Source organism: Pseudomonas sp. GW821-FHT01C01 (assembly GCF_059422645.1).
In genome coordinates this window covers 14,611-39,010 of sequence record NZ_JBWKXF010000046.1, presented here as the reverse complement: position 1 = coordinate 39,010, position 24,400 = coordinate 14,611, and the positions used below count along the sequence as shown (strand labels likewise).

25 protein-coding genes are annotated in these 24,400 nt (G+C 59.4%); 4 read left to right on the top strand and 21 right to left on the bottom strand.

Translation table 11 applies throughout. From position 1 onward, the window contains the following. Positions 1-27: 27 nt before the first annotated feature. From AC07XF_RS22725 to AC07XF_RS22705, 5 genes are all read right to left on the bottom strand, one after another. Entirely contained in the window at positions 28-1,017 is a 990-nt protein-coding gene (locus AC07XF_RS22725; RefSeq protein WP_495028259.1) for an ABC transporter ATP-binding protein, read from the bottom strand. Next, positions 1,014-1,814 carry an ABC transporter permease gene (locus tag AC07XF_RS22720; protein WP_108232284.1) on the bottom strand — a complete coding sequence of 267 codons (801 nt, stop codon included), beginning with the start codon at positions 1,812-1,814 and terminating at the stop codon, positions 1,014-1,016. The genes AC07XF_RS22725 and AC07XF_RS22720 overlap by 4 nt, the downstream gene beginning before the upstream one ends. Beyond that, positions 1,801-2,637 carry an ABC transporter permease gene (locus AC07XF_RS22715; RefSeq protein WP_495028258.1) on the bottom strand — a complete coding sequence of 279 codons (837 nt, stop codon included), beginning with the start codon at positions 2,635-2,637 and terminating at the stop codon, positions 1,801-1,803. The genes AC07XF_RS22720 and AC07XF_RS22715 overlap by 14 nt, the downstream gene beginning before the upstream one ends. A 5-nt stretch (positions 2,638-2,642) precedes the next feature. Continuing rightward, positions 2,643-3,449: an alkaline phosphatase family protein gene (locus tag AC07XF_RS22710; RefSeq protein ID WP_495028257.1), complete on the bottom strand. Its 807-nt coding sequence runs from the start codon at positions 3,447-3,449 to the stop codon at positions 2,643-2,645. A 177-nt stretch (positions 3,450-3,626) separates the two neighbouring features. After that, positions 3,627-4,691, bottom strand: a complete 1,065-nt coding sequence (locus AC07XF_RS22705) for an ABC transporter substrate-binding protein (RefSeq protein WP_495028256.1) — start codon at positions 4,689-4,691, stop codon at positions 3,627-3,629. 373 nt (positions 4,692-5,064) lie between these two features. Here AC07XF_RS22705 and AC07XF_RS22700 point away from each other — a divergent pair, with 373 nt between their 5' ends. Then, on the top strand, positions 5,065-5,778 hold the full coding sequence (locus tag AC07XF_RS22700) for a UTRA domain-containing protein (RefSeq protein WP_495028255.1): 714 nt from the start codon (positions 5,065-5,067) through the stop codon (positions 5,776-5,778). Positions 5,779-5,895: 117 nt separating this feature from the next. Here AC07XF_RS22700 and AC07XF_RS22695 read toward each other — a convergent pair whose 3' ends face one another. The 7 genes from AC07XF_RS22695 to minC all read right to left on the bottom strand — a co-directional run bounded on the left by AC07XF_RS22695 (position 5,896) and on the right by minC (position 12,804). Beyond that, positions 5,896-8,004 (bottom strand): mechanosensitive ion channel family protein, encoded by a 2,109-nt coding sequence (locus AC07XF_RS22695; protein ID WP_495028254.1) that lies wholly within the window; start codon positions 8,002-8,004, stop codon positions 5,896-5,898. A gap of 126 nt (positions 8,005-8,130) precedes the next feature. Further along, the gene (locus AC07XF_RS22690) at positions 8,131-8,307 is read right to left on the bottom strand and encodes a hypothetical protein (RefSeq protein ID WP_495028253.1); all 177 of its coding nucleotides are present in this window, start codon (positions 8,305-8,307) and stop codon (positions 8,131-8,133) included. 171 nt (positions 8,308-8,478) lie between these two features. Beyond that, on the bottom strand, positions 8,479-9,768 hold the full coding sequence (locus AC07XF_RS22685; protein WP_223532888.1) for a M18 family aminopeptidase: 1,290 nt from the start codon (positions 9,766-9,768) through the stop codon (positions 8,479-8,481). Between the two features lie 199 nt (positions 9,769-9,967). Then, positions 9,968-10,603: an RluA family pseudouridine synthase gene (locus tag AC07XF_RS22680; RefSeq protein WP_015096127.1), complete on the bottom strand. Its 636-nt coding sequence runs from the start codon at positions 10,601-10,603 to the stop codon at positions 9,968-9,970. Positions 10,604-10,793: 190 nt separating this feature from the next. Further along, entirely contained in the window at positions 10,794-11,048 is a 255-nt protein-coding gene (gene minE, locus AC07XF_RS22675; RefSeq protein WP_007974947.1) for a cell division topological specificity factor MinE, read from the bottom strand. Between the two features lie 3 nt (positions 11,049-11,051). Continuing rightward, positions 11,052-11,864 (bottom strand): septum site-determining protein MinD, encoded by an 813-nt coding sequence (gene minD / locus AC07XF_RS22670; RefSeq protein ID WP_007974946.1) that lies wholly within the window; start codon positions 11,862-11,864, stop codon positions 11,052-11,054. Positions 11,865-12,066: 202 nt separating this feature from the next. Continuing rightward, the gene (minC, locus tag AC07XF_RS22665) at positions 12,067-12,804 is read right to left on the bottom strand and encodes a septum site-determining protein MinC (RefSeq protein WP_007974945.1); all 738 of its coding nucleotides are present in this window, start codon (positions 12,802-12,804) and stop codon (positions 12,067-12,069) included. A gap of 118 nt (positions 12,805-12,922) precedes the next feature. On the opposite strand from minC, the gene AC07XF_RS22660 reads away from it, so the two are divergent. Beyond that, complete coding sequence (locus AC07XF_RS22660) at positions 12,923-13,855, top strand: lipid A biosynthesis lauroyl acyltransferase (RefSeq protein WP_495028252.1); 933 nt, start codon at positions 12,923-12,925, stop codon at positions 13,853-13,855. 150 nt (positions 13,856-14,005) lie between these two features. Further along, positions 14,006-15,178: a patatin-like phospholipase family protein gene (locus AC07XF_RS22655; RefSeq protein WP_495028251.1), complete on the top strand. Its 1,173-nt coding sequence runs from the start codon at positions 14,006-14,008 to the stop codon at positions 15,176-15,178. A gap of 139 nt (positions 15,179-15,317) precedes the next feature. Here AC07XF_RS22655 and AC07XF_RS22650 read toward each other — a convergent pair whose 3' ends face one another. From AC07XF_RS22650 to AC07XF_RS22610, 9 genes are all read right to left on the bottom strand, one after another. Beyond that, on the bottom strand, positions 15,318-16,103 hold the full coding sequence (locus AC07XF_RS22650) for an outer membrane protein OmpK (protein ID WP_007993095.1): 786 nt from the start codon (positions 16,101-16,103) through the stop codon (positions 15,318-15,320). A 377-nt stretch (positions 16,104-16,480) separates the two neighbouring features. Continuing rightward, on the bottom strand, positions 16,481-17,266 hold the full coding sequence (locus AC07XF_RS22645) for an outer membrane protein OmpK (protein WP_495028250.1): 786 nt from the start codon (positions 17,264-17,266) through the stop codon (positions 16,481-16,483). A 160-nt stretch (positions 17,267-17,426) separates the two neighbouring features. Next, on the bottom strand, positions 17,427-18,785 hold the full coding sequence (locus AC07XF_RS22640; RefSeq protein ID WP_495028249.1) for a nucleobase:cation symporter-2 family protein: 1,359 nt from the start codon (positions 18,783-18,785) through the stop codon (positions 17,427-17,429). 139 nt (positions 18,786-18,924) lie between these two features. Further along, positions 18,925-20,226, bottom strand: coding sequence for a urate hydroxylase PuuD (locus AC07XF_RS22635; protein WP_495028248.1), 1,302 nt, complete (start codon positions 20,224-20,226; stop codon positions 18,925-18,927). A gap of 51 nt (positions 20,227-20,277) precedes the next feature. Beyond that, the gene (locus AC07XF_RS22630; protein ID WP_007988150.1) at positions 20,278-20,781 is read right to left on the bottom strand and encodes an ureidoglycolate lyase; all 504 of its coding nucleotides are present in this window, start codon (positions 20,779-20,781) and stop codon (positions 20,278-20,280) included. A gap of 147 nt (positions 20,782-20,928) precedes the next feature. Next, positions 20,929-21,924, bottom strand: coding sequence for an allantoicase (gene alc / locus AC07XF_RS22625; RefSeq protein ID WP_495028247.1), 996 nt, complete (start codon positions 21,922-21,924; stop codon positions 20,929-20,931). A gap of 89 nt (positions 21,925-22,013) precedes the next feature. After that, the gene (gene uraD, locus AC07XF_RS22620; protein WP_495028246.1) at positions 22,014-22,529 is read right to left on the bottom strand and encodes a 2-oxo-4-hydroxy-4-carboxy-5-ureidoimidazoline decarboxylase; all 516 of its coding nucleotides are present in this window, start codon (positions 22,527-22,529) and stop codon (positions 22,014-22,016) included. Next, positions 22,526-23,452 carry an allantoinase PuuE gene (puuE, locus tag AC07XF_RS22615; protein WP_495028245.1) on the bottom strand — a complete coding sequence of 309 codons (927 nt, stop codon included), beginning with the start codon at positions 23,450-23,452 and terminating at the stop codon, positions 22,526-22,528. Before puuE ends, uraD begins: the two co-directional genes overlap by 4 nt. Then, entirely contained in the window at positions 23,449-23,601 is a 153-nt protein-coding gene (locus AC07XF_RS22610) for a hypothetical protein (protein ID WP_157221333.1), read from the bottom strand. Before AC07XF_RS22610 ends, puuE begins: the two co-directional genes overlap by 4 nt. Before the next feature lie 285 nt (positions 23,602-23,886). Here AC07XF_RS22610 and uraH point away from each other — a divergent pair, with 285 nt between their 5' ends. Next, entirely contained in the window at positions 23,887-24,240 is a 354-nt protein-coding gene (uraH, locus tag AC07XF_RS22605; protein WP_007974925.1) for a hydroxyisourate hydrolase, read from the top strand. Positions 24,241-24,400 lie beyond the last annotated feature (160 nt).

Here is a 24,400-nt window from a genome sequence, read left to right as displayed (position 1 = left end):
GTTCTCTCTTCAGCATAAGCAAAGGCATCAGGCTACCTCACACAGGGCCGTCGGATCGATGGAAAGTGCCAGGCGCTGACCATCGGGATGTAGGTCGGCCGCCGAGCGGTTCAGCACATCCACCACCAATTCCACGCCCCGGGCTTCGACCCGGTAGCGAATCACGTTGCCCAGCAGACTGTGGCTGCGTATCTGCGCGTCCAGTTCGCCGTCGAGGCTCAGTTCAATGGCTTCCGGGCGAATGGCGATGCGCTTGCTGATCGGTCGCTGCAACAGCTTCGAAGCGCTGTCGGCGTCCAGCAGGTTGTAGTTGCCGATGAAGCCGGCGGCGAACACGTCCACTGGCGCAGTGTAGAGGGTTTCGGCGTCGCCACTTTGTACGATCTTTCCCTGATTCATCAGGAAAATCCGGTCAGACATGGTCAGGGCTTCTTCCTGATCGTGGGTGACGAAAATCGTGGTCAGGCCCAGTTCGCGCTGGATCTGACGGATCTGTTCGCGCAGGTGCTTGCGAATCCGCGCGTCCAGGGCCGACAACGGTTCGTCCAGCAGCAACAGGCGTGGTCGGGTCACCAGTGAGCGGGCGAGGGCCACGCGCTGGCATTGACCGCCGGACAGCTGATGCGGATAGCGTGCGGCGAAATCGTGGAGCTCCACCAGTTTCAGCACTTCGGCGACGCGCTTCTGGCTGTCGTCGGCATTGACCTTTTGCATGCGCAAGCCGAAGGCGACGTTCTGCTCCACACTCATGTTGGGGAACAACGCATAGCTCTGGAACACCATGCCGATCCCGCGTTTCTGCGGGCTCAGGGGCACGATGTCCTGGCCGTCGAGCAAGATCTTGCCGCCGTCCACCGAGGTCAGACCGGCAATGCAGCGCAGCAGCGTGGATTTGCCGCAACCGGACGGCCCGAGCAGGGTGACGAATTCACCTTTCTGGATCTCGCAGTTGATGTCACTGAACACCGTGGTGCCTGCGTAGTCTTTTTTCAGATGTTGGACGCTGACGAAGCTCATTGGCTTTTGTCCTTGTTCAAGATATTGGCAGCCCAGGTCAGGACCAGCACAAAGAAGAAGTAGGAAATCACCAGCGCACTGGTGAAATGACCGCTGCTGTTGCGCATGTTGTTGAGGTAGACCTGCAAGGTTTCGTAGCGGGTGCCGACGAGGATGTTGGCGAACACGAACTCACCGAACAGGAACGAGAACGACAGCAGCAGTGCCACCATCAGGCCCTTGCGCAAGTTCGGCAGCACCACCAGGAACGCTGCTTGAAAGGTGCTGGCGCCGAGCAACTGGGCGGCGTCCATCAGGTCGCGCAGGTTGATCGCTTGCAGGTTGTTGGTGATCGCCCGGTACATGAACGGCAGCGCCACGGTGAAGTAGCAACCGATCAGGATCCACGGTGTCCCGACCATGGCGAACGGCCCGGAACCATAGAGCTGCAACAGCCCCACGGACGACACCACCGGCGGCACGGCGAAGGGCAGCAGGATCAGGATGTTCATCAATGCATCGAGTTTCGGGAAGTGGTAATGCACCACGAACAGCAGCGGCAGAATCAGCACCACGGAAAGAATCAACGAACCAACGCACACCAGCAGCGATTGCCCGAACGCTTGCAGGAAGCGTGGATCGCTCCACAGCTGGATGTACCATTTGAGGGTGAAGCCACTGGGCAGAATGGTCGCCGACCAACTGCTGGCAATCGAATAGACCAGCGTGCCGGCCAGCGGCAATAGCAGAATGGCAAACAGCAAATACACCACGACACGGTGGTAGACACCAACGGGCCCCAGTTCAGCGCGAGACATGGTAGCTCCTCTTCAACAGCAGCTGATGCACGATGGTCACCAGGGTCATCAAAGCCACCAGCACCACGGCCAGGGCACTGGCCAGGTTCGGGTCCAGGGAAATGTCACCGGACACCATCGCCGCGATGCGGATCGGCAGCACGTTGAAGTTGCCGGTGGTCAGCGCATATACCGTGGCATAAGCGCCGAGGGCGTTGGCCAGCAGGATCACGAACGTGCCGAGCAACGCCGGTGTCAGCACCGGCAGACCGATGTACCGCCAGAACTGCCAGCCATTGGCGCCGAGCAACTCGGCAGACTCGCGCCAGTCTTCACGCAGGGCGTCGAAGGCCGGGTACAGCAGCAACACGCCGAGGGGAATCTGGAAGTAGGTGTAGAGAATGATCAGCCCGGTTTTCGAGTACAGGTTGAAATCCTGAATGATTCCGGCCTGCTTGAGCATGATGGTGAAACTGCCGTTGAAGCCGAGCAGGATGATGAACGCAAAGGCCAGGGGCACACCGGCGAAGTTGCTGGTCATGTTGGCGAAGGCGTTGACGAAGTTGCGCAGTTTCGAATCGACCTGGCGCAGGGAGTAGGCGCCAAGTATGGCGATGATGATCCCGAACACGCTGGACCAGAAGCTGATCTCAAGGCTGTACTGGATCGCCTGCAGGTAAAACTTCGAGCTGAAGATTTTGCTGAAGTTGGCCAGGCCCCAGCCGAACTCTTCCGATTGCAGGCTGTTGATCATCACCCAGGTCAGCGGGGCGATTTCGAACACGATGAAGAACAGCGCGAACGGGAGCAGGCACAGGGCAGCGAGCCATTTACTGCGGGTCATGGCACTCACTTGAGCAACTCCCGGCAGACCGGTTTGTCGTGGGGCACGCCCAGCAACTCGCAGACGGTACCGCAGATCTCGGTCTGTTTCGGCGCGGCACCGGCATCGAAGCTGAACGCGTCACCGAGAACGAACAGCGGTACTTCACGTTCTTCCGGCAGCAGGCCGTTGTGGGAGCGGTCGTTGTTCATGCCGTGGTCGGCGGTGACCAGCACCTGATAACCGGCATCGAGCCAGCCTTGCAGGTAGTCGGCCAGAACGATGTCGGCCGAGCGGGCGCTGTTACGGTACTGCGGGGTGTCGAGGCCGTGCTTGTGCCCGGCGTCGTCGATGTTCATCGGGTGGATCAGCAAAAAGTTCGGTGCGTGGCGCAGGCGCAGGTTTTCGGCGTCGGCGAACAGGTGCGAATCCGGGTAGTGATCGTTCCAGTAGAAATGGCCGTGCTGGATCGGCAGTTCCGGGCTGTCGGTGTGGCGATCCCGGGCCGCCACGAAGGGCGAACGGTTGTACAGTTCGCTGACCCAGTGATAGGCCGCCGCTGCGGTCGTCAGGCCGGCAGCGGTGGCGTAGTGATAAATGCTGCGCTGGTTGGACAGGCGTGAAACGTTGTTGTGGACGATACCGCTGTCGATCGGCGCAACGCCGGTCAGGATGCATTCGTAAAGCGGTCGGGACAGGGCCGGCAACTCGCACTCCAGTTTATAGAGTGCGGCGCGTCCGGCACCGACGTATGCCTGCAGGTGCCCCATGGCGTGACGGGCGACCTCGTAGTTGAGGCCGTCGAGCACGACAAGGATGACGTTGTGCTTCATAGGGGCAAAAACTCCGTGTAACAGATATTCGAAGCTCACTCGATCCACTGTGGGAGCGGGCTTGCTCGCGAAGGCGTCGAGTCAGTCAATACATCGTTGAATGACACACCGCTTTCGCGAGCAAGCCCGCTCCCACATTTGGATCGCCATCAGATCCCGAAATGGGGATCTACCCGGTTATTGCATATTGATAATGACTTCTTCCTGCCACTTCTGAGGAAGGGCCTTGGAGGTCTTTTCCCATGCATCCGCGTCTTTGATCGGCGTGACCTTTTTGTACTGCTCGTTAGGCAGCAACTTGGACTTCACGTCGGCCGGCAGTGTGATGTGCTCGGCACGGATCGGACGGGCGTTGCCCTTGGCCAGGTTGATCTGGCCGGCGTCGCTGAAGATGTACTCGCGGGCCAGCTTGGCGGCGTTCGGGTTTTTCGCGTACTTGTTGATGATGGTGGTGTAGCCGGAAATCACCGAGCCGTCGGACGGAATCAGCACCACGTAGTCATCCGGGTTGGCCATCTTGGCCTTGTAGCTCAAACCGTTGAAGTCCCAGACCACACCGACTTCGATTTCACCTTTTTCCATGGTGGCAATCGTCGGGTTGGCCATCGACAGGCGCCCCTGCTTGGCGATGTCGGCGAACAGTTTCAGGGCAGGGTCGAGGTTTTTCTCGTCGCCGCCGTTGGCCAGGGCCGCGGCCAGTACGCCGTTGGCCGCCTGGGCTGCGGTGCTCACGTCGCCGATGGAAACTTTGTATTTGCCGCCCTTGAGGTCAGCCCACTTGGTTGGCGCCTCGGAACCGTGCAGCAACTTCTTGTTGACGATGAAAGCGATGGTGCCGGTGTAGGCCAATGCCCAGTTGCCATCCTTGTCCTTGGCCCAGGCTGGAACCTGTTCCCAGGTGGAGGGCTTGTAAGGCTGGACCACGCCCTGCTTGACCGCGATAGGGCCGAAAGCTGCACCGACGTCGCCGATGTCCGCGCTGGCGTTGTCTTTTTCCGCCGCGAACTTGGCGATCTCCTGGGCCGAGCTCATGTCGGTGTCGATGTGCTTGAGGCCGTATTTATCGCTCAGGTCTTTCCAGGTGCCTGCCCAGTTGGCCCAGTCATCGGGCATGCCGACGCTGTTGACGGCGCCTTCCGCTTTTGCAGCGGCTTCCAGGGTTTTCAGATCATCGGCCGCCATGGCGGCAGTGCACATTGCGATGGTCGAGCCTAACAGTGATGCCAGGAAAAGCTTTTTCATTCCGAAGCTCCTTGGGTCGTGTTCAACGCTGCGATTGCGGTTTGTGTTGGTCTAGGTCAGCAATACCTGAGCCAATTTAAGGGGGCTGGATGACACTTTGATGTCGCTCGTCGCCCGGGATGACTTTTTGTTGAGCGCTATCGCGGGTGGCCTGCTAAGCGTAGACCATGGTCACGGCCCCGGCAGGCAAGGGACTTGGCCGATGAATTGCAGGTCGTTGAAAGAAGAGGAAGTCAGCGAGTGGCGACCGTTGGGCAGCTATGTCACATCTCGGTCATCTATGCTGCCTACGCTTGCAGGCTATTGAATGAGCCGGTTTGCGCTGCGGTTCTGCCCCGAATTGGTGCTGGTCTAGTCCAGATAGGTAACATTGATGCGTGACGAGGCAACAAAAGCGGTGACAGCCATTGGCCAGGTGCTGCAGGAACAGATCGACCACGGTCTGTTGACGCCTGGCAGCAAATTGCCGGCCGAACGCAAGCTCAGTGAATTGTTCGGCACTACGCGGATCACTTTGCGTGAAGCGTTGTTGCAGTTGGAGTCACAAGGGCAGATTTATCGAGAGGAGCGTCGTGGCTGGTTCGTCTCGCCGCCACGCCTGGCGTACAACCTCATGCAGCGCAGCCACTTTCACGCAATGGTCAGCGCCCAGGGGAGGGTTCCGTCCACCGAGGTGATTTCGGCGCGATTGCAACCGGCATCGGCGGCGGTTTGTGCCTGGCTGCAATTGCCGGCGCTGTCGAGCGTGATTCAGATCTGCCGCACACGACGCATCGACGGGCGACTGGTGCTGTATGTGGAGCACTACCTGAACCCACAGTACTTTCCGGGGATCCTCGATTTCGATTTGAATCAGTCGATCACCGAGTTGTATGCGCGGCATTACGACTTGCACTACGGGCGGGTGCGCTTCGAGATTGTGCCCACGGCGTTATCAGTGGATGCGGCAGCGGCGTTGAAGGTGTCGGTGGGTAGCCCGGGCTTGCAGATTGCCCGGGTCAACTATGACCAGCATGAGCGGTTGATCGACTGCGACCTGGAGTTCTGGCGGCATGATGCGATTCATGTCGGGGTGGATGTTGTCTAGCGTCCGACCTTCCTGTAGGAGCGAGCTTGCTCGCGATGGTCGTTAACGATTACGCGTGTTTACTGGCTAAACGCGGTGTTCTTGAGTTCATCGCGAGCAAGCTCGCTCCTACACGGGCTATTCACTCTGTTGGCCACCACCTGCGGTAATCACTTGAATACTCATCCGCGGTGTCGCCAGATCCAGTCCCGCTTCATCCATATGCCGCTTGAGTGACAGGTTGAACGCCCGCGAAACCTCCCACTGTTTGATCGGCGCAGTCTTGAAGCGGGCACGCAGAATCGCGTTGCCCGACTCGAAACTTTCCACCCCTTGAAACTCCAGCGGCGACCAGATATTGCGCCGTTGCAGCGGATCGGTGCGCATTTTCTGGGCGACTTCGCGCATCAGTTTGATTGCGTTGTCGATGTCCATGCTGGCGGGCACGGCTACCCGGAATATCGCGTAGCCGAACTCCCGGGAGTAGTTCTTGATGCTTTTGATTTCGCTGAACGGAATGGTGTGGACGATGCCGTCGATGTCTCGCAGGCGCACAGTGCGGATGGTCAGGCCTTCGACTGTGCCGAGGTGGCCGCCGACATCCACGTAGTCGTCGATGGCCAGTGAGTCTTCGATGATGATGAACAACCCGGTAATCAGGTCGGCCACCAGTGATTGTGCGCCAAAACCAATGGCCAGGCCGATCACACCGGCACCGGCCAGCAGCGGTGTGACGTTCATGCCCATGTTCGCCAGCGCGACAATCAACGCAACGATGAAAATCGCCACGAACAACACGTTGCGGATCAGCGGCATCATCGTCTGCGCGCGAGCATTGGCCAGGCCTTTGCGCGAGCGGGTGAGGGCGTGGTGCACGGCGGTGTCGCTGAGAATCCAGATCAGCCAGGCGAACAGCAGCGTACCGGCGAGGCTGAACAGTTTGACGCTGACTTCATGGCCGTCGCCTTCAGTAAAACGGATCAACGACATGCCCCAGACCCGCAGACCGAGCTCGATAAAGGCCAGCCACACCAGCAGATGGGCAATGGTGTAGAAGAAGTTTTTCAAGCGTTCCGAATACAAGGCATAACGCCTGATGCCGCGCTGCGGTTTAAGGGCGTGGCGGCGCACCAGGCCGTTGATGACCATACACAACACCAGCAAAACGGTGCAGATCAGCGACTGACGCAACGCGGTGCTGGTGTCGCCGGCTGAAATGAAGGTGGCAAACAGCGAAATGGCCACCAGCACCAGCGCCGGTACGTACCAGAAGGTGCCGAGAATCGACAGGGTGTCATTCAGGGCGCGACGGGTCAGGCGCCGGGACAACGGTTGGTTGCGGATCAGGTGGGCGATCGGACGGCGGAAACGCATGATGAACCGGGCCGTGGACAATGCTGCCAGGACGTTGGCGGACGTGGCGGCGGTATGGGCCAGATGGCTGCCGAGGCTGTTGACCAGTTGCGGATCGCTCAGCGCTTCACCGAACGCGGCAAAGCTGCCGATCAGCCACAGCGGCCGAAACGCCTGGTGCCGCAGGATGTACAAGGCGCGGTGGCGGTGTGGGCCGTCGAGCAAGGAAAAGGCAATCACGCAGATGGCCGAGAAGCAGGTGCCGACCACCAGTGCATAGGCCAGCACCATGGCCAGGCTTTTGCCCAGGGACGAGGGCAGGGCATAGCTCATGTAGACCGTGATCACCAGGGCGATCAGCCATGGTCCGAGTTTGCGCAAGGCGAAGCGCAACATGTCCAGGGCCCTGGGGTGCTGCGGCAATTCTTCGGTCAGGCCGAAACGCATTCGCACGCGGTGGCTGATCCAGATCAGAGCGGCGGCCAGCAGGCTCCAGACCATCAGGATCATGGCGAAGGCAAAGAGCATGGGTAGCCATTCATTGGCCGGCAGCGCCAGCGCTATCAACTCTTCCCGGGCCTGATCGAACTCGCTGGACCAGCGAGTGAGCGGACTGTCGTCGCCGGAAAATTTCTTCTCGATCGTGGCCAGGGTTCCGCCAATCAAGCCCAGCACGCCTTCTTCGGTAATCGGCTGGGCCTTTTGGGTGGCGTCACGGAGCTTTTTCAGGTCGGCCAGCAGTTTGCTGCGTTGCTGATCGTTCTCCAGTGACTTGATCACTTCGTCCAGGGATTGCCCCAGCGGTTCCTGTGCTTCGGGCTGCGCCTTGACCTGGCCGCCAAGCAGGCCTGGCAGGCCGGCCGCCTGGGCAGGCACCACTGGCAGCAGCGTCATCAGGCAGACAAGGAAAAAACACGGGAGGGCAAAAAGACGAGCGAACACTAGGCGGTCAACCTCGCAAGGAACGGATCGACCGAGTGTACGAGCCCGTCAAAATCAATGCGAGCCAAGGGCGATGAATTATTCGTTGAGTTTGGCGAGGATCTTGATCACCACGGTCGCGAGGATGGTCAGCATGCCGATCCACATGGTGAATACACCGGCATTTTTGTCGCGAAAGTTGAAGCCCAGGGCCAGCAGGATCATCCCGGCAAGAATCGGGATCAGCATGGCGTGAAAGGTAGACATCGAAATCATGGAGACAGCCTTGTCGAAGGGATACTTGAAGTCTAGGCGGCTTTTGACGCGGCCGGCGTGTGATGTGTGTAGGAGCGAGCTTGCTCGCGATGAACGTCAGGGCGCCGCGATTATCCAGGCAACCCCCGTCATCGTTCACGTCCATCGCGAGCAAGCTCGCTCCTACAGGGTTTACGGCAACTCGCGGCAGGCGTAGAACGCGCTCAGCACCTTGACCAAATGCGCCAGGTCATGGCTGCCGCACAACTCACGGATCGAGTGCATGGCGAACGTCGGCAGGCCGATGTCCACGGTGCGTACACCCAGGTGGCTGGCGGTGATCGGGCCGATGGTCGAGCCGCAGCCCATGTCGCTGCGCACCACGAAACTTTGCACCGGCACCTCTTCAGCCATGCACAGATGGCGGAAGAACCCGGCGGTTTCGCTGTTGGTGGCGTAGCGCTGGTTGCTGTTGACCTTGATCACCGGGCCGGCGTTGAGTTTCGGGCCGTGGTTGGCATCGTGTTTGTCGGCGTAATTCGGATGAACGCCGTGGGCGTTGTCAGCCGAAACCAGCAGGGATTTCTGAATGGTGCGTACGAATTCATCACCTTCAGGCAGCAGGCGACGCAAGGTTTGCTCAAGCATCGGGCCGTCGGCACCGCAGGCCGAGCAGGAACCGACTTCTTCGTGGTCATTGCACACCAACACGCAGGTTTCGTCGGTGTCGGTCGTCAGCAGCGCTTGCAGGCCGGCGTAGCATGACAGCAGGTTGTCCAGGCGCGCACCGGCGATGAAATCGCCATGCAGGCCAATGACCGCAGCGCTTTGGGTGTCGTAGAAACTCAACTCGTAATCGAGCACCACATCAGCGTTCAGGCCGTGTTCGCGGGCGAGTTGATCGGTGAGCACCGCGCGGAAGTCCACACGCTCGTCACCGGCAAATTGCGCGAGGATCGGCGGCAGTTCGGTCTGGGCGTTGATTGCCCAACCCATGTTGGCTTCACGGTTGAGGTGGATTGCCAGGTTCGGAATGATTGCGACCGGAGCCTTGAAATCAATCAACTGGCTTTCGACCTTGCCATCACGACGGAAGGTTACGCGGCCGGCCAGGGACAGGTCACGGTCGAACCATGGCGCCAGCAGCGCGCCGCCATAGACTTCGACACCCAACTGCCAGAAACCCTGGCGTTGCAGTTCCGGTTGCGGCTTGACGCGCAGGCACGGGCTGTCGGTATGGGCGCCGACCAGGCGAATGCCGCCGTGCAATGGCGAATGGCGGCCCATCTTGATCGCGACAATCGAAGAGTCGTTGCGGGTGACGTAGTAGCGACCGTTGGCTTCGGTATTCCACGGCTCGCGCTCGTCGAGGCGTTGATAGCCCGCCGCTTCCAGGCGCTGAACAAGGCTGGCGGTGGCATGGAACGGGGTAGGGGAGGCCTTGAGGAAATCGATCAGGCCTTGATTCAACTCTTCGCGCATAAAGTAGCTCCAGACAGCAGTGGCGCCAGTTTAACGTATTGGTTGCGGAAATGGCGGTGGGCTGATGTTGGGGCAGGCTCGGATATTGAGCCTGCCAAAGAACCCTGTGGGAGCGGGCTTGCTCGCGAAGGCTTGGAGTCAGTCAACATCAATAGTGACGGTTACACCGCTTTCGCGAGCAAGCCCGCTCCCACATTTTTTAAAACGGTGCCGGACACTCGAATCGCAGGCGCTCACCACTTTGCGGGTGGGTGAAGGTGAGCATGCTGGCGTGCAGGCACAGGCGGGGCCAGGCTGCCAGCGCTTGTTCATGGGCGTAGAGCCCGTCGCCCAACAATGGATGACCGATCGAGAGCATGTGCACACGCAATTGATGGGAACGGCCGGTGATCGGTGTCAGTTCGACGCGGCACCAGTCGCCGCAACGTTCGAGCACGCGCCAGAAGGTCAGCGCATGTTTGCCGAATTCATGGTCGACCACGTGGCGTGGCTTGGTCGGCGGGTCGTAGCGCAAGGGCAGGTCGATGCTGCCGCTGTCCAGTTCCGGCTGACCCCAGCACAGGGCGGTGTAGGCCTTTTCGGTTTCGCGGTCGTGAAATTGCCGAGACAGCTCGCGATGGGTGTCCGGGTCGCGGGCCAGCAGGATGATGCCGGAAGTTTCCCAGTCCAGCCGATGGACGATTCGCGCTTCCGGGTAGCCGTTTTCTTGCAGGCGGGTAATCAGGCAGTCCTTGTTGTCGTCGGCCCGGCCAGGGACTGAGAGCAACAGGGTCGGTTTGTTCACCACCAATACGGCGGCGTCCTGATGGATGATGTGGATGTTGGACAACGGCATTAAAACAGCCTCGTAACAAACGCCAACGGCGGCTCGATCACCTGCGCGTCCCTTTTTGTAGGAGCCGGCTTGCTGGCGATGCAGGCAGCGCGTTGTATCTGCTACAACGCGTTGATGCCATCGCTGGCAAGCCAGCTCCTACAGACAGGGTGGCAAGTGATCGAGCCGCCGTGGCTCCTGACGGATCGACTCAGCGATCAGGCAGGGTGATATTGAGTTCCAGAATCGAGCAGCTGCCCTGGCTTTCCAGTGCGACATGCACGTCATCGGACCCGATATTGACGTACTTGCGGATCACCTCGACCAGTTCCTTCTGCAAGGCCGGCAGGTAGTCCGGGGTACTGCGTTGGCCGCGTTCGTGCGCCACGATGATCTGTAGACGCTCTTTCGCTACCGACGCGGTGCTTTGCTTTTTGTTGGCACGAAAGAAGTCAAAAAGGTTCATTGCTTAGTTGCCTCCAAACAGGCGCTCGAAGAATCCCTTCTTCTGTACATCGAGGAAACGATGATCCACGGTCTTGCCCAGCAGGCGGTCAACGGTATCGCTGTAGGCCTGGCCGGCATCGCTCTGGTCGTCGAGAATCACCGGAACACCCTGGTTGGATGCCTTGAGCACCGCCTGGGATTCAGGGATCACGCCGAGCAGGGTCACCGAAAGGATTTCCTTGACGTCTTCTACGCCGAGCATTTCGCCTTTGCTCACACGTTCCGGGTGATAACGGGTAATCAGCAGGTGTTCCTTGATCGGGTCTTCGCCGCGTTCGGCACGACGGGACTTGCTGGCCAGCAGGCCGAGCATGCGGTCGGAGTCACGCACCGAGGAGACTTCCGGGTTGGTCACGACAATCGCTTCGTCAGCGAAGTACATGGCCAGGTGGGCGCCTTTCTCGATACCTGCCGGGGAGTCGCAGACCACGAACTCAAAGTCTTCCTTGAGTTGCATCAGGACTTTTTCCACGCCTTCGACGGTCAGCGCGTCTTTGTCGCGGGTCTGGCTGGCGGCCAGCACGTAGAGGTTTTCCAGGCGCTTGTCTTTGATCAGGGCCTGTTGCAGGTTGGCTTCGCCGTTGACCACGTTGACGAAGTCATACACCACGCGGCGTTCGCAACCCATGATCAGGTCAAGGTTACGCAAGCCCACGTCGAAGTCGACGATAACTGTTTTGTGACCGCGCAGAGCGAGGCCGGTACCGATAGCGGCGCTGGTGGTGGTCTTACCCACACCACCCTTGCCGGATGTAACCACGAGAATCTTGGCCAAGGTGTTTCACCCCTAAGGAAAAAGGACTTGTTAGCCCCTGAAAAACATCTCTTGAAAAACTACTGCAGTCGGACAGCCTTGGCTGGAATTCGGTTTAGAGCGGCGTTTACCCCCGGTAAACACTGCTTTCGGCCTTTTTCCTACTTCGTTTGAGCCGTTTTCGCTACGTTTTAGAGATGCTTGGAAAATGCGGCAGTATCCGTTAAAGCCGAATGATGTTCAACACGTCGCCGGACAGGCTGACCTGCACACCCGAACCCCACAAAGGATCGCGGCGCAGATCTTCGGAAACCTTGTAATGCCCGGCGATGGAGATCAGTTCAGCACTCATTTGCTGACAGAAAATCCGCGCCTTGGTGTCGCCCTTGACGCCGGCCAACACACGACCACGCATCGGGCCGTATACATGGATGTTGCCATCGGCGAGAAGTTCCGCCCCCGGGCTGACCGAGGAAATCACCACCAGATCGCTGCCCTGGGCATAAATCTGCTGGCCACCACGTACTGGCGAGGTGATGATTTTTGTCGGCTTGATGGTCGGCTCGGGCGGTTTTTCCGGTTTTTTCTTCGGTTCGCCTTCGGTCAGGTCCAGCGGACGTTCCCGGGCGCCGGACGGTGGCAGCACCGGCAAGTCGACTGCGATGGCGGCGGCAATGTCTTCGATACGGCTGGCGCGGATCGCCAGGGTGCGCAGGCCATGCTGGCGGCAGACGCGCATCAGCCCTGGCAGATCGACCGCGCCTTCGTTGGCCGGGAGTTTGTCCAGGGCCAGTACCAGCGGCGCGTTGCTGAAGAAGTTGGGCGCCTGGGCGACCTTGGCGGCCAGTTGCCGATCAAGGCTTTCGAGGTCGTTACGGGCCAGTTCCAGCACCGTAATGGCCAGCATGCTGCCCTTCAACTGGAACACGGGATCTTGGTCTAGCGGTTCGGTTTGGCTCATGGTCGGCATACAACGACTTGTCACTAAAAGTGCCGAGACTTATAACGAGAACGCCCGCAGGCCGCAAGCCGGGTCGAACGATGTAGAATGCGCGGCCATTGTCATTCCGGAAGCATTAATGGACCGCCCGCGTTTTCGAAAAGCATTTCTATCTCCACGTTTCTGGCCGCTGTGGTGTGGCCTGGGGCTGTTGTGGCTGATCGTCCAGTTGCCGTATCCGGCACTGCTGTGGGTCGGTCGTGTACTGGGTGCATTGATGTATCGCGTGGCCGGCGACAGACGGCGCATTGCCAAACGCAACCTGGAATTGTGTTTTCCTGAAAAAACCGCAGCCGAGCGCAAGTGCCTGCTCAAGGAAAACTTTGCCTCCACTGGCATCGCTTTTTTTGAGATGGCGATGAGCTGGTGGTGGTCGCGCAAGCGCCTGGCGAAGCTGGCTCATGTCGAAGGGCTGGAGCATTTGCAAAAGGCCCAGCGCGAGGGCAAGGGTGTGATTCTGATGGCGTTGCACTTCACGACGCTGGAAATCGGTGCAGCATTGCTCGGTCAGCAGCACACCATCGACGGCATGTACCGCGAGCACAAAAATCCGCTGTTCGACTACATCCAGCGCCAGGGCCGCGAGCGCCACAATCTCGACTCGCTGGCGGTGGAACGCGAAGACGTGCGTGGCATGCTCAAATTGCTGCGCTCGGGCCGGGCGATCTGGTACGCACCGGATCAGGACTACGGCGCCAAACAAAGTATTTTTGTGCCGCTGTTCGGCATTCAGGCTGCGACTGTCACCGCCACGAGCAAGTTTGCGCGGCTGGGCAAGGCGCTGGTGGTGCCGTTCACCCAGGAGCGCCTGGCGGACGGCAGCGGTTATCGCCTGGTGATTCATGCGCCGCTCGAAGGCTTCCCCGGCGAAACCGAAGAAGACGACTGCATTCGCATCAACCAATGGATCGAAGCCGTTCTGCGCGAACATCCCGAGCAATACCTGTGGGCCCATCGCCGCTTCAAGAGCCGTCCGCCGGGCGAGCCCAAGCTGTACGCCAAACGCGGTTGAACCCCGATCCCCTGTAGGAGCGAGCTTGCTCGCGATGGTGGTCAACGATAACGCGGGGCACCTGACACCCCGCGGCGTTTTCACGACCATCGCGAGCAAGGGAACAGGTCGAAACAACGAAATCCCATCAAGCACCATGGAGAGTTATGCATGAGTCCAGGCGAACCGGTTACAGGGTTGATTCTTTCCGGCGGCGGGGCTCGGGCGGCTTATCAGGTCGGGGTACTGGCGGCGATTGCCGAATTGCTGCCGCCGGGGGCGAGCAATCCGTTTCCGGTCATCGTCGGCACTTCGGCGGGCGCGATCAACGCCGTCAGCCTCGCCAGCGGTGCAATGGACTTTCGTAGCGCCATCGAACACCTGACAGCTTTCTGGCAGGGCTTTCGCAGTCATCTGGTGTTACGTAGCGACTGGCCTGGGGTGATCCGTCAGGCCAGCCGCTTTGTCAGCCACAGTTTGCTCGGTATCGGTACACACATGCCGGTGGCGTTGCTCAACAGTTCTCCGCTGCGGCATTTGCTCCACGACAAGCTGCGTATGGGCGGCATCGCCGAAGCGATCGCACAGAAGCAATTGCATGCGGTGGCGGTTACCGCGTTCGGCTATGAGTCCGGCCAGGCAGTCACTTTCTATCAGGGTGGCGGCAAGATCGATGCCTGGTTGCGCCATCGACGCATCGGCGTTCCAACCCAACTTTCCGTTGAACATCTGCTCGCCAGTTCGGCCATTCCGCTGCTGTTCGCCCCGGTGAAAATCGGCGAAGAGTATTTCGGTGATGGCGCGGTGCGTCAGTCGGCGCCGATCAGTCCGGCGCTGCATCTGGGCGCCAGTCGGGTGCTGGTGGTGGGCGTCAGCGGCAACCCCCGCGGGTTCGACCCGCAACAACCCTTGCAGCGCAGCTACACCGGTCAGCAGCCGACACTGGCGCAGATCGGCGGGCACATGCTCAACAGTACGTTCATTGACAGCCTGGAAAGTGATATCGAGCTGTTGCAGCGTCTGAATCAGTTCAGTCACCTGATGCCCGACGGTACGCCAACCCGCGCCTTGGGAGTGGCGCCGGTGGACGTGCTGGTGATTTCGCCGAGTCAGCCGATCGACGAGATCGCCGCACGCCATCGCCAGGAACTGCCACCGGCGCTGCGCCTGTTCTTGCGCGGGCCGGGTGCGACCAAGACCAGCGGGGCGGGGGTTTTGAGTTACCTGCTGTTCGAGGCGGGGTATTGCAGCGAGTTGATCGAACTGGGGCGGCGCGATGCGTTGGCCAAACGCGGGGAGTTGTGTCGGTTTCTGGGGATTACCGAGGCGGTGGTTTCGGCTTGAGATCGATGGTGAATCAATTCGCGGGCGAGCCCGCTCCCACAAAGATTTGCGCCGAATTCGAATTCGGCGTACGACGCAAATTCCTGTGGGAGCGGGCTTGCCCGCGAAGGCGTCCTTGCAGACGCCGGTTACAGCAGGATCAGAAGTGGAACTTCACCAGGAAGCTCGTCGTGTTCTGATTGGTGTTGAACGCCTTGGAATCGTCGATCCCGTATTTGTTCGACCAGTAGTCGTACTCAACACCGACATACAACTGCTTGGCCCCGAAATTCAGCGCCTTGCCCAAGTCGTATTTAACCTGTGGATTGAAGTGCAGGTTGGCGTGGTATTCGCCATTTTTGTTCACGTCGTTGTCGACCACCCAGTCCATGAAACCGTCGATCAGGATGTTCGAATCGCCCACCGGGATGGTGTAGGACCAGACCGGGGTGATCTGCCAGACATTGTCACCCGGGCGGTCGCCTTCGGTGTGACGGTTGTAGAAGTTCAACTGGAAATAGTCGAAGCCCGGGATGGCCAGGTCGAAGCCCGGACCGATCAGGTAGGACTCGGTGTCGTCCTCGCCGAACTCATAGGTCATGGCCAGCAGGACGTCCTTGATCGGGCCGAGCTCGAACTTCTGGTCGAAGATCTTATTGAACGACAGGCGCGGGCTGAACTCACCGTAGTGGGTGTTCTTGCCCGCGAAGGCGTCTTCCTTGCCGTTGTAGAAGATTTTGTCGATGAAGAAGAAGTTGTCGCCGTACTTCCAGCCGTCGGCGTGTTCAAAGGTCACGGTCTGCTGAATGTGCGGGTTGACCTTGAAGTCTTTACCGTAGAGGTAGGACAGGCTGTTGTTCTGCCACTGCAGCAAGTCGCCGGCCATGGCCTGGCCCCCGGCCAGCATCGATCCTGCCAGCATCAGGCTAGTGCACGTACGTTTCATTCGGTTGCTCCCAAAAAGTAGGTGGTTCCACGTTATTTTTTTAAGGTCGGCGCTCTGGTGTGGCGCCTGTTTCTGTAGCTGTAAAAAATTATCCATTCGGTCAGCTTTAGCGCTGTGAGCAAGAGCTGGGCCAAGGCTTTCAAAAAGCAAAAAAACTCCCGCTCGACGGCTCAAGAGCGGTCGATTGAGAGGGGTTTTGGAGTGCCTTGGTTCCTGCCAGCGCCGGGATAAGTTGGCCTGCTGGTCAGGTTTTACATCCGGGCTTTTTTTTAAACCGGATTCGGGCGGCCGCGGAGAATACTGACTCCTCGGACAGGTCTCAAGTGCTCCGCAACGGCGCACCGACGACAGGTATGGGGCGCGGCTGCGGGGCAGCATTAGAAATGCACCTTCACCAGCAGGCTGGCGGTGTTTTCATTGGTATTGAAACGGGAGCTGTCCTGGACGCCGTATTTGTCTTTCCAGTAGCTGTATTCGGTGCCGACATAGACCTGTTTCTCGCGCCAGCCCAGGGCTTTGCCCAAGTCGTATTTGATCTGTGGGTTGAAGTGCAGGTTGGCGTGATAGGTGCCGCGTGAGTTCTGGTCGTTATCCACTACCCAGTCGATGTAGCCGTCGATCAACAGGTTCGAGTTGCCCAACGGAAGGGTGTAGGACCAGGCCGGGGTGATTTGCCAGACATCGTCGCCGGGGCGCGAGCCTTCGGTCTGGCGGTAATAGAAGTTCAAGGTGAAAAAATTGAAGCCCGGTACCGCGAGGTCGAAACCGGGACCGATCAGGTAAGCCTTGCTGTCGTCTTCGCCGTTCTCGTAGGTCATGGCGAGCAGCACGTCCTTGATCGGGCCGAATTCGAAACGGCGGTCGAGGATTTTGCCGAAGGAGAGACGCGGGCTGAACTCGCCGTAATAGGCGTGATCCCCTTTGTTCCGGTCTTTCTCGCCGTTGTACCAGGTGCTGTCGACGAACAGGAAGTTGTCGCCGTACTTCCAGCGGTCGGCGTGCTCGAACGTCACCGTCTGCTGGATCGCCGGGTTGATCGCGTAGTTCTTGCCATACAGGTAGCTCAGGCTGTTGGTCTGCCACAGCAGTAGATCGCCAGCCATGGCCTGACTCGCGGCCAGCAGGCCACCACTCAACAGCAAGTTGGTTTGTGTCCGAATCATCTGTTGCTCCCTCTTGTTTTTATTGTTTGAGGCACAGGCAGTTGCTGACCTTGTAGGAGCTGGCTTGCCAGCGAAGAGGTCAGAAAATCCAGCATTGATGTCGTCTGACACATCGCCTTCGCCGGCAAGCCGGCTCCTACAAGGTTTTGTGCCTTTTCTGTCAGTGCGTATGGGCGTGGCAGTCGTTGATCGCAGCGCGTTCTTTGCCGCCGAGGATGTTGAACAGCAGGTTCAAGGTCAGGGCACTGAGCGTGGCCATGGCGATGCCGCTGTGGGTGATCGGGCTCATCCACACGGGCAGGTGGGCGAAAAACTCCGGACGCACCACCGGGATCAGCCCCATGCCGATGCTCACCGCCACCAGCAACTGATTTCGGCGGTCACCGATGTCGGCTTCCTGGAGAATCTTGATCCCGGTGGCGGCGACCATGCCGAACATCGCAATCGCTGCACCACCGAGTACGGCCGGTGGAATCGACGCCACCAGGAACGCGGCTTTGGGTAGCAGGCTCAGGACAATCAGCAACCCACCGGCAACGATGGTCACCGAGCGGCAGCGCACGCCGGTCATCTGCACCAGGCCGATGTTCTGGGCGAAGGAAGAGTGAGTGAACGTGTTGAAGAACCCGGCGAAGAACGAAGCGCCGGCATCGCACAGCAAACCGCGACGCAGCATCCGTGGGCAGACTTCCTGGCCGGTGATCTTGCCGAGGGCGAGGAACATCCCGGTGGATTCGACGAAAATAATCACCACCACCAGGCACATCGACAGGATCGGTGCGAGTTCGAATTTCGGCATGCCGAAATGCAGCGGCGTAACGAATTGCAGCCAAGGCGCACTGGCCATGCCACTGAGGTCGACCATGCCGAGCAGGCCGCAGAGCACGTAGCCCAGGCACATGCCGATCAACACGGAAATATTGACCCAGAAGCCGCGCATGAAGCGGTGGACCAACAGGATGGTGCCCAGCACCAGCGCGGCGATGGTCAGGTAAATCGGCGAACCGAATTGTGCGGCGCTCGCACCGCCGCCGGCCCAGTTCACGGCCACGGGGAACAGCGACAAACCGATCGAGGTGATGACCGTGCCGGTCACCAGCGGCGGGAAGAAGCGTACGACTTTGGACATGAACGGGGCGATGAGCATGCCGAAGAACCCGGCAGCGATGGTCGCGCCGAAGATCCCTTGCAGGCCGATTCCGGGCATGCCGGCCATGGCGACCATGCTGCCGACGGCGGCGAAACTGGCGCCCATCATTACCGGCATGCGAATGCCCATGGGGCCGATGCCGAGGGACTGGACGATGGTGGCGATGCCAGCCACCAGCAGGTCGGCGTTAATCAGGAAGGCGATTTCTTCACGACTCAGGCCAGCGGCCTGTCCGATGATCAGCGGCACCGCGATGGCGCCACCGTACATCAGCAGAACATGTTGCAAACCGACCAGGATCAGTTGCAAAAGGGGCAAACGCTGAATGGCGGGTGCGTCGGGGATGCGCGCTGCGGATAGCTCGGACATGCAACACCTCGGATCTTTTTTATTCTTTTGATTTTGTGCATCGGGGTTGACCGCGGCGCGGCCATTCGCTGGCAAGCCAAGTCCTACAGGGTTTCGCATGACCCGTAGGAGCTGGCTTGCCAGCGAAGCTTTTCAACGATTAATTGGTCGGGGCACCCTGCACAATCCAGGCACCGATCAAGTCACGTTCCTGCTGGGTCATCTGGGTGATGTTGCCCAGTGGCATGATCTGACTGGTGACGGCTTGCGCCTGGATCCGTGCTGCGTTCTGGCGGATCTGCTCGGGGGTATCGAACATCACACCGGCAGGGGCCGCACTGAACAGCGGGCTGGTTGGCTTGGCCGAATGGCAAACCGCGCAACGTTCCTGAATCACGCTGTGCACTTTGTCAAAGCCAGGGCCGGCGTTGGACGCTTGCGCCGGGGCGGCGGCAGGCGCTTCTGCAGGTTTGGCTTCAGCGGGTTTCAAACCACCACCCAGCGCCGTTTCCGGCAGCGGCTGGTATTCGATCTTCGCTGGCGCCTTGGCCACTTCCGGGCTGTTCAACGGCGCAGGGCCGGTGACGTAAGCCAGACTGATCATGCCGACGGCTGCGACTGGAAGAGTCCAGGCAAACTTGTGGCTGTCATGACGGGTGTTGAAGTAGTGACGCACCAACACCGCCAGTACCGCGATCCCGGCCAGGATCAACCAGTTGTACTGGCTGCCGTAGGTGCTCGGGAAGTGGTTGCTGATCATGATGAACAGCACCGGCAAGGTGAAGTAGTTGTTGTGACGCGAACGCAGCAGGCCTTTGGCCGGCAGCGCCGGATCCGGCGTGCGGTTCTCGGCAATCGCCGCCACCAGTGCACGTTGCGCCGGCATGATGATGCGGAACACGTTGCCGACCATGATGGTGCCGATGATCGCGCCGACGTGCAGGTACGCACCCCGACCGCTGAACACTTTGCTGAAGCCGTAGGCCGCGCCGATGATCAGTACGAACAGGATGAAGCCTAGCAGGGCAGGGCGTTTGCCCAGGGCCGAGTCGCACAGGAAGGAGTAGACGAACCAGCCGATGAACAGCGAGCCGAGACCGATGGCCACGCCTTCAGGACCGCTCAGGGTGCTGCCCGGAGCCAGCAGGTAGAGCGTCGGGTTGGAGTAGAACACCACGCACAGCAGCGCGATACCCGACATCCAGGTGAAGTAGGCTTCCCATTTGAACCAGTGCAGGTTGTCCGGCATGGTCGGTGGAGCCAGTTTGTATTTTTCCAGGTGGTAGATACCGCCGCCGTGGATCGCCCACAAATCGCCGGCCAGACCGCTTTTCGGGTTGACCCGATTGAGGTTGTTTTCCAGCCAGACGAAGTAGAACGACGCACCGATCCAGGCCACGCCAGTAATCATGTGAACCCAGCGCACGCTCAGGTTCAGCCATTCCAACAGATGTGCTTCCACAGTCTTTACCTCTCGCCTGTCACTCTTGTTGTCGAGTGATCAGACCTTCTCTTATTGGTGGGGGGCGAGGATCAAACGCTCATCCTCTTTGAAAAAATGCTCATCGCAGTTATTGCCTGTGCCACTGCGATCAACCACCAGGAAGTCATCCCGCTTTTCGATCGTCAGCACCGGGTGGTGCCAGACGCCGCGATGGTAATTAATGCCCTGCCTGCCGTTGGTGACGAAGGCGCGGACCAAGCCTGATACAGGTTCATCGCCAAGTGGCGCGACCACGATCAGAAAGGGGTTGCCGAGCAGCGGAATGAAAGCCTGGCTGCCCAGCGGATGACGCTCCAGCATGCTGACGGTCAGCGGCATGTCCTGCGCGTCGGCGCGGAAGATGCTGATGATCGCCTTGTCCTCTGGCGTAGCGGTTTCGACCGTCGCCAGTTTATGGAAGCGCATGGTCGAACCGTTGTTGATCATGAAGTGATCGCTGCCGTCGGTTTCGATCACGTCACCGAAAGGGGCGAAGGCTTCTTTGGTCAGCGGTTCAATCGTTAATGTGCGCATGCTGTTCTTCTTAATTTGTTCAGGTGTGGATGATTCTTTGTAGGAGCGAGCTTGCTCGCGATGGTCGTCAACGATAACGCGTGTATCCAGGATGAACGCGGTGTCCTTGAGTTTTTCGCGAGCAAGCTCGCTCCTACAGGCTCAGCATTACTTCGCGACCTTGCCCAAAACGCGCAGGCGGCTCACACCACCATCCGGGAACACGTTCAGGCGGATGTGGGTGATCGGGCCCAGCGCCTTGATCTGCTCGGCGAAGGTGTGTTCGGCGTGCATTTCCAGCTTCTGGCTTGGCAGCAGTTCGCGCCAGAACAGCGACTGGGTTTCGATCTGGCTGTCGGTACCGCCCTTCACGAAGGCGCCCTGGATCGAGCAGCTGTCCGGGTAGTTGCCCTTGAAGTGCAGGGTGTCGACGATGACTTTCTCGACTTCGCCGGCATGCCCCAGCGCGACGATGACCCAGTCATTGCCCGGAGTACGACGACGCGCGGTTTCCCAGCCGTCGCCCATGTTGATGCCACGGCCCGGGTTGAGGATGTTGCTCATGCGACCGAAGTGTTCGTCGGAACAGGCGAGGGCGCGGCCACCGTTGAGGGCTGCGGCCAGGTCGACCTGTTCGTTGTCGCCGATAGCCGACCAGTCGCGGAATGGCACGCCATACACGCGCAGACGGGCCACGCCGCCATCCGGGTAGATGTTGAAGCGCAGGTGGCTGAACGCCTGGTCGTTGTTGATTTCGTGGTAGTGGTGGCTGTTGCCTTGCAGCTCGACGGCGGACAGTACTTCAACCCACTGGGTGTTTTCGTCCGGCTCGCCTGCGGCCAGGAAGCAGGCTTCCAGGGACGCCGACGGCGGGAAGTTGCCGGTGAAGAATGAAGTGTCGATGTCGACGCCCTTGATCGAACCCGGTACGCCCAGGCGGATCACGGCGCTGTCGAAGCCTTCGAAGCGCTTGCGGCGCGATTCCCAGCCGTCCATCCACTTGCCGTTGTCATCGAACACGCCCTCCTTCCATACGGCCGGGGTCGGTTGGAACAGACGGTTGGCGTCTGCGAACCAGTCATCGGTGACCGAGATGATTTTGGTGCCCAGGCGGGCATCGGCCAGGTTGACGAACTTCTCGAAAGGTACGGCGTAAGCTTTCATTCTTCTTGTCTGCCTTTAAATAAGTGGCTTGGGATGCTTGCGAGGCCCTGGTTGATTTCGGCGTTCATGAAATCTCGGGGCCAGGCTTGCTATAGGGTCAGTAATCGGAACAGGGCGATCTTGTTGATCTCCGCCAGCGCGCATTTGAATTCGGTGTCGACCGGGTTGTGGATGCGCGTTTCGAACGCTGCGAGGATCTGATGCCGGTTGCTGCCTTTTACCGCCATGATGAAGGGAAACTTGAACTTGGCTTTGTAGGCGTCGTTCAGCTCGGTGAAGCGAGAAAACTCTTCGGCCGTGCATTGGTGAATACCCGCGCCAGACTGTTCTTCAGTGCTGGCTGCGGTAAGCTGGCCCTGGACGGCGGCTTTGCCGGCCAGGTCCGGGTGAGCGTTGATCAGGGCCAGTTGGCTTTCGTGATCAGCACTCAACAGGATGTCGCTCATGCGCTGGTGCAGGGTTTCGATCTGGTCGATCGAAGCGTCCTGGCCCAGGTCGAAGGCCTTCTCGGCCACCCATGGCGAATGTTCGTAGATGTCGGCGAAAGCGGCGACGAAAGCGTCGCGGCTCAATGTCGACGGTTTCAATGTTTGAAAGGCGCTCATTTCGCGGCCCCTTGGTACGGGTGGGTTTCCTGCCAGTGACGCGCGATGTCGACGCGACGGCTGAACCACACCTGTTCATGACTTTTAGCGTATTCGATAAAGCGCTTGAGCGAGGCCAGACGCGCCGGACGGCCGATCAGGCGGCAGTGCAGGCCGATCGACAGCATCTTCGGTGCATCGGCGCCTTCGGCGTAGAGCACGTCGAACGCATCCTTGAGGTACTCGAAGAAATCGTCGCCCTTGTTGAAACCCTGGACCTGGGTGAAGCGCATGTCGTTGGTGTCTAGGGTGTACGGGATCACCAGGTGCGGCTTGCCGGTCGGGTTGTTCGGTTCCCAGTAGGGCAGGTCGTCGTCATAGGTGTCGCAGTCGTAGAGGAAACCGCCTTCTTCCATCACCAGGCGACGGGTGTTCGGGCCGGTGCGGCCGGTGTACCAGCCCAGTGGGCGTTCACCGGTGATTTCGGTGAGGATGCGGATCGCTTCGAGCATGTGCTCGCGTTCCTGGGTTTCATCCATGTACTGGTAGTCGATCCAGCGATAGCCGTGGCTGCAGATCTCGTGGCCGGCATCGACCATGGCACGGATCACGTCCGGGTGACGCTGGGCGGCCATGGCCACGGCGAAGATGGTCAGCGGAATGTCGAATTCCTTGAACAGTTTCAGGATCCGCCAGACGCCGGCACGGCTGCCATACTCGTAAAGGGATTCCATGCTCATATTGCGCGCGCCTTGCAGCGGCTGGGCAGAAACCATTTCCGAGAGGAACGCTTCGGACTCTTTGTCGCCGTGCAGGATGTTGCGCTCGCCGCCTTCTTCGTAATTGAGTACGAACGACAGGGCAATGCGGGCATTGCCCGGCCAGTGTGGGTGAGGAGGGTTACTGCCGTAACCGACCAGGTCGCGTGGGTAGTCAGCGCTCACTGCAGGCTTCCTTCTTGTTCGATGATGACGGTTGGTGTGACGCAGCTGAAAATTGGATGGCAGGCTTGCGTCACAGCGATGGGCTGATTGTATACAACTTTATATTCACTTTGTAAGCCTGATTTTTCGCATTTTTCACCGACTGTCATCTTTTACTGCTATTGGCGTGTGCCTGCAAGAAATCTGCCTGACTGGTCAGTTATTGGTTGGAGGTTTCATTGGCTGTGCGGTTTGGCGGGAAATCGACAGCAAATGTGCAGGTGGCGGGGGGAATGCGAAAAATGTCGTTTTTATTGTGTACAATTTTTTTAGAAAGTGTCTTAATCAGTCGCTCGCCGCAGCTTTTCGTGCTCCGAATCGGTGCGGTCTCCTTTTCAACTGACTTCGGGAGGCGCGCAGTCTGACTGCTCTACGCAGGCAGGCGCGCAGAATCAATGGGACGTTTGACTACACACGTTTTGGACGCAGCACACGGTTGCCCGGGCAGCTCGATCAAGGTCGAGTTGTACCGCGTTGAAGGATCGCACCTGGAATTGGTCGCCAGCGCGATAACCAACAGCGATGGCCGTGTCGATGCACCGTTGCTGCAAGGCGATGACTACCGCACCGGGGTCTATCAGGTTCAGTTTCATGCCGGCGATTACTACCGCGCCCGTGGTGTAAAGCTGCCTGAACCGGCGTTTCTGGATGTCGTGGTGCTGCGTTTCGGCATCTCTGCCGAACAGGATCACTACCATGTGCCGTTGTTGATTTCGCCTTACAGCTACTCCACCTATCGCGGCAGCTGATCCCCCAAGCAGCTGCTGCACCCTGGAAGCGACTGCGCATATAGCTTCTTTGGTCTTTCGCCCGCTCACACTGCGGGCTTTTTTTCGCCCTGGAGAAAGGGGGGGTGGTCTGACGCCTTCGCTGGCAAGCCAGCTCCTACAGGTTATGGACGCCCTTGTA

Excerpts from the sequence above, each read along its gene's own strand:
- AC07XF_RS22725 (WP_495028259.1), bottom strand. The coding sequence starts at position 1,017 with ATGAGCTTCGTCAGCGTCCAACATCTGAAAAAAGACTACGCAGGCACC.
- AC07XF_RS22720 (WP_108232284.1), bottom strand. The coding sequence starts at position 1,814 with ATGTCTCGCGCTGAACTGGGGCCCGTTGGTGTCTACCACCGTGTCGTG.
- AC07XF_RS22715 (WP_495028258.1), bottom strand. The coding sequence starts at position 2,637 with ATGACCCGCAGTAAATGGCTCGCTGCCCTGTGCCTGCTCCCGTTCGCG.
- AC07XF_RS22710 (WP_495028257.1), bottom strand. The coding sequence starts at position 3,449 with ATGAAGCACAACGTCATCCTTGTCGTGCTCGACGGCCTCAACTACGAG.
- AC07XF_RS22705 (WP_495028256.1), bottom strand. The coding sequence starts at position 4,691 with ATGAAAAAGCTTTTCCTGGCATCACTGTTAGGCTCGACCATCGCAATG.
- AC07XF_RS22700 (WP_495028255.1), top strand. The coding sequence starts at position 5,065 with ATGCGTGACGAGGCAACAAAAGCGGTGACAGCCATTGGCCAGGTGCTG.
- AC07XF_RS22695 (WP_495028254.1), bottom strand. The coding sequence starts at position 8,004 with ATGACGCTGCTGCCAGTGGTGCCTGCCCAGGCGGCCGGCCTGCCAGGC.
- AC07XF_RS22690 (WP_495028253.1), bottom strand. The coding sequence starts at position 8,307 with ATGATTTCGATGTCTACCTTTCACGCCATGCTGATCCCGATTCTTGCC.
- AC07XF_RS22685 (WP_223532888.1), bottom strand. The coding sequence starts at position 9,768 with ATGCGCGAAGAGTTGAATCAAGGCCTGATCGATTTCCTCAAGGCCTCC.
- AC07XF_RS22680 (WP_015096127.1), bottom strand. The coding sequence starts at position 10,603 with ATGCCGTTGTCCAACATCCACATCATCCATCAGGACGCCGCCGTATTG.
- minE (WP_007974947.1), bottom strand. The coding sequence starts at position 11,048 with ATGAACCTTTTTGACTTCTTTCGTGCCAACAAAAAGCAAAGCACCGCG.
- minC (WP_007974945.1), bottom strand. The coding sequence starts at position 12,804 with ATGAGCCAAACCGAACCGCTAGACCAAGATCCCGTGTTCCAGTTGAAG.
- AC07XF_RS22660 (WP_495028252.1), top strand. The coding sequence starts at position 12,923 with ATGGACCGCCCGCGTTTTCGAAAAGCATTTCTATCTCCACGTTTCTGG.
- AC07XF_RS22655 (WP_495028251.1), top strand. The coding sequence starts at position 14,006 with ATGAGTCCAGGCGAACCGGTTACAGGGTTGATTCTTTCCGGCGGCGGG.
- AC07XF_RS22650 (WP_007993095.1), bottom strand. The coding sequence starts at position 16,103 with ATGAAACGTACGTGCACTAGCCTGATGCTGGCAGGATCGATGCTGGCC.
- AC07XF_RS22645 (WP_495028250.1), bottom strand. The coding sequence starts at position 17,266 with ATGATTCGGACACAAACCAACTTGCTGTTGAGTGGTGGCCTGCTGGCC.
- AC07XF_RS22640 (WP_495028249.1), bottom strand. The coding sequence starts at position 18,785 with ATGTCCGAGCTATCCGCAGCGCGCATCCCCGACGCACCCGCCATTCAG.
- AC07XF_RS22630 (WP_007988150.1), bottom strand. The coding sequence starts at position 20,781 with ATGCGCACATTAACGATTGAACCGCTGACCAAAGAAGCCTTCGCCCCT.
- alc (WP_495028247.1), bottom strand. The coding sequence starts at position 21,924 with ATGAAAGCTTACGCCGTACCTTTCGAGAAGTTCGTCAACCTGGCCGAT.
- uraD (WP_495028246.1), bottom strand. The coding sequence starts at position 22,529 with ATGAGCGCCTTTCAAACATTGAAACCGTCGACATTGAGCCGCGACGCT.
- AC07XF_RS22610 (WP_157221333.1), bottom strand. The coding sequence starts at position 23,601 with ATGACAGTCGGTGAAAAATGCGAAAAATCAGGCTTACAAAGTGAATAT.
- uraH (WP_007974925.1), top strand. The coding sequence starts at position 23,887 with ATGGGACGTTTGACTACACACGTTTTGGACGCAGCACACGGTTGCCCG.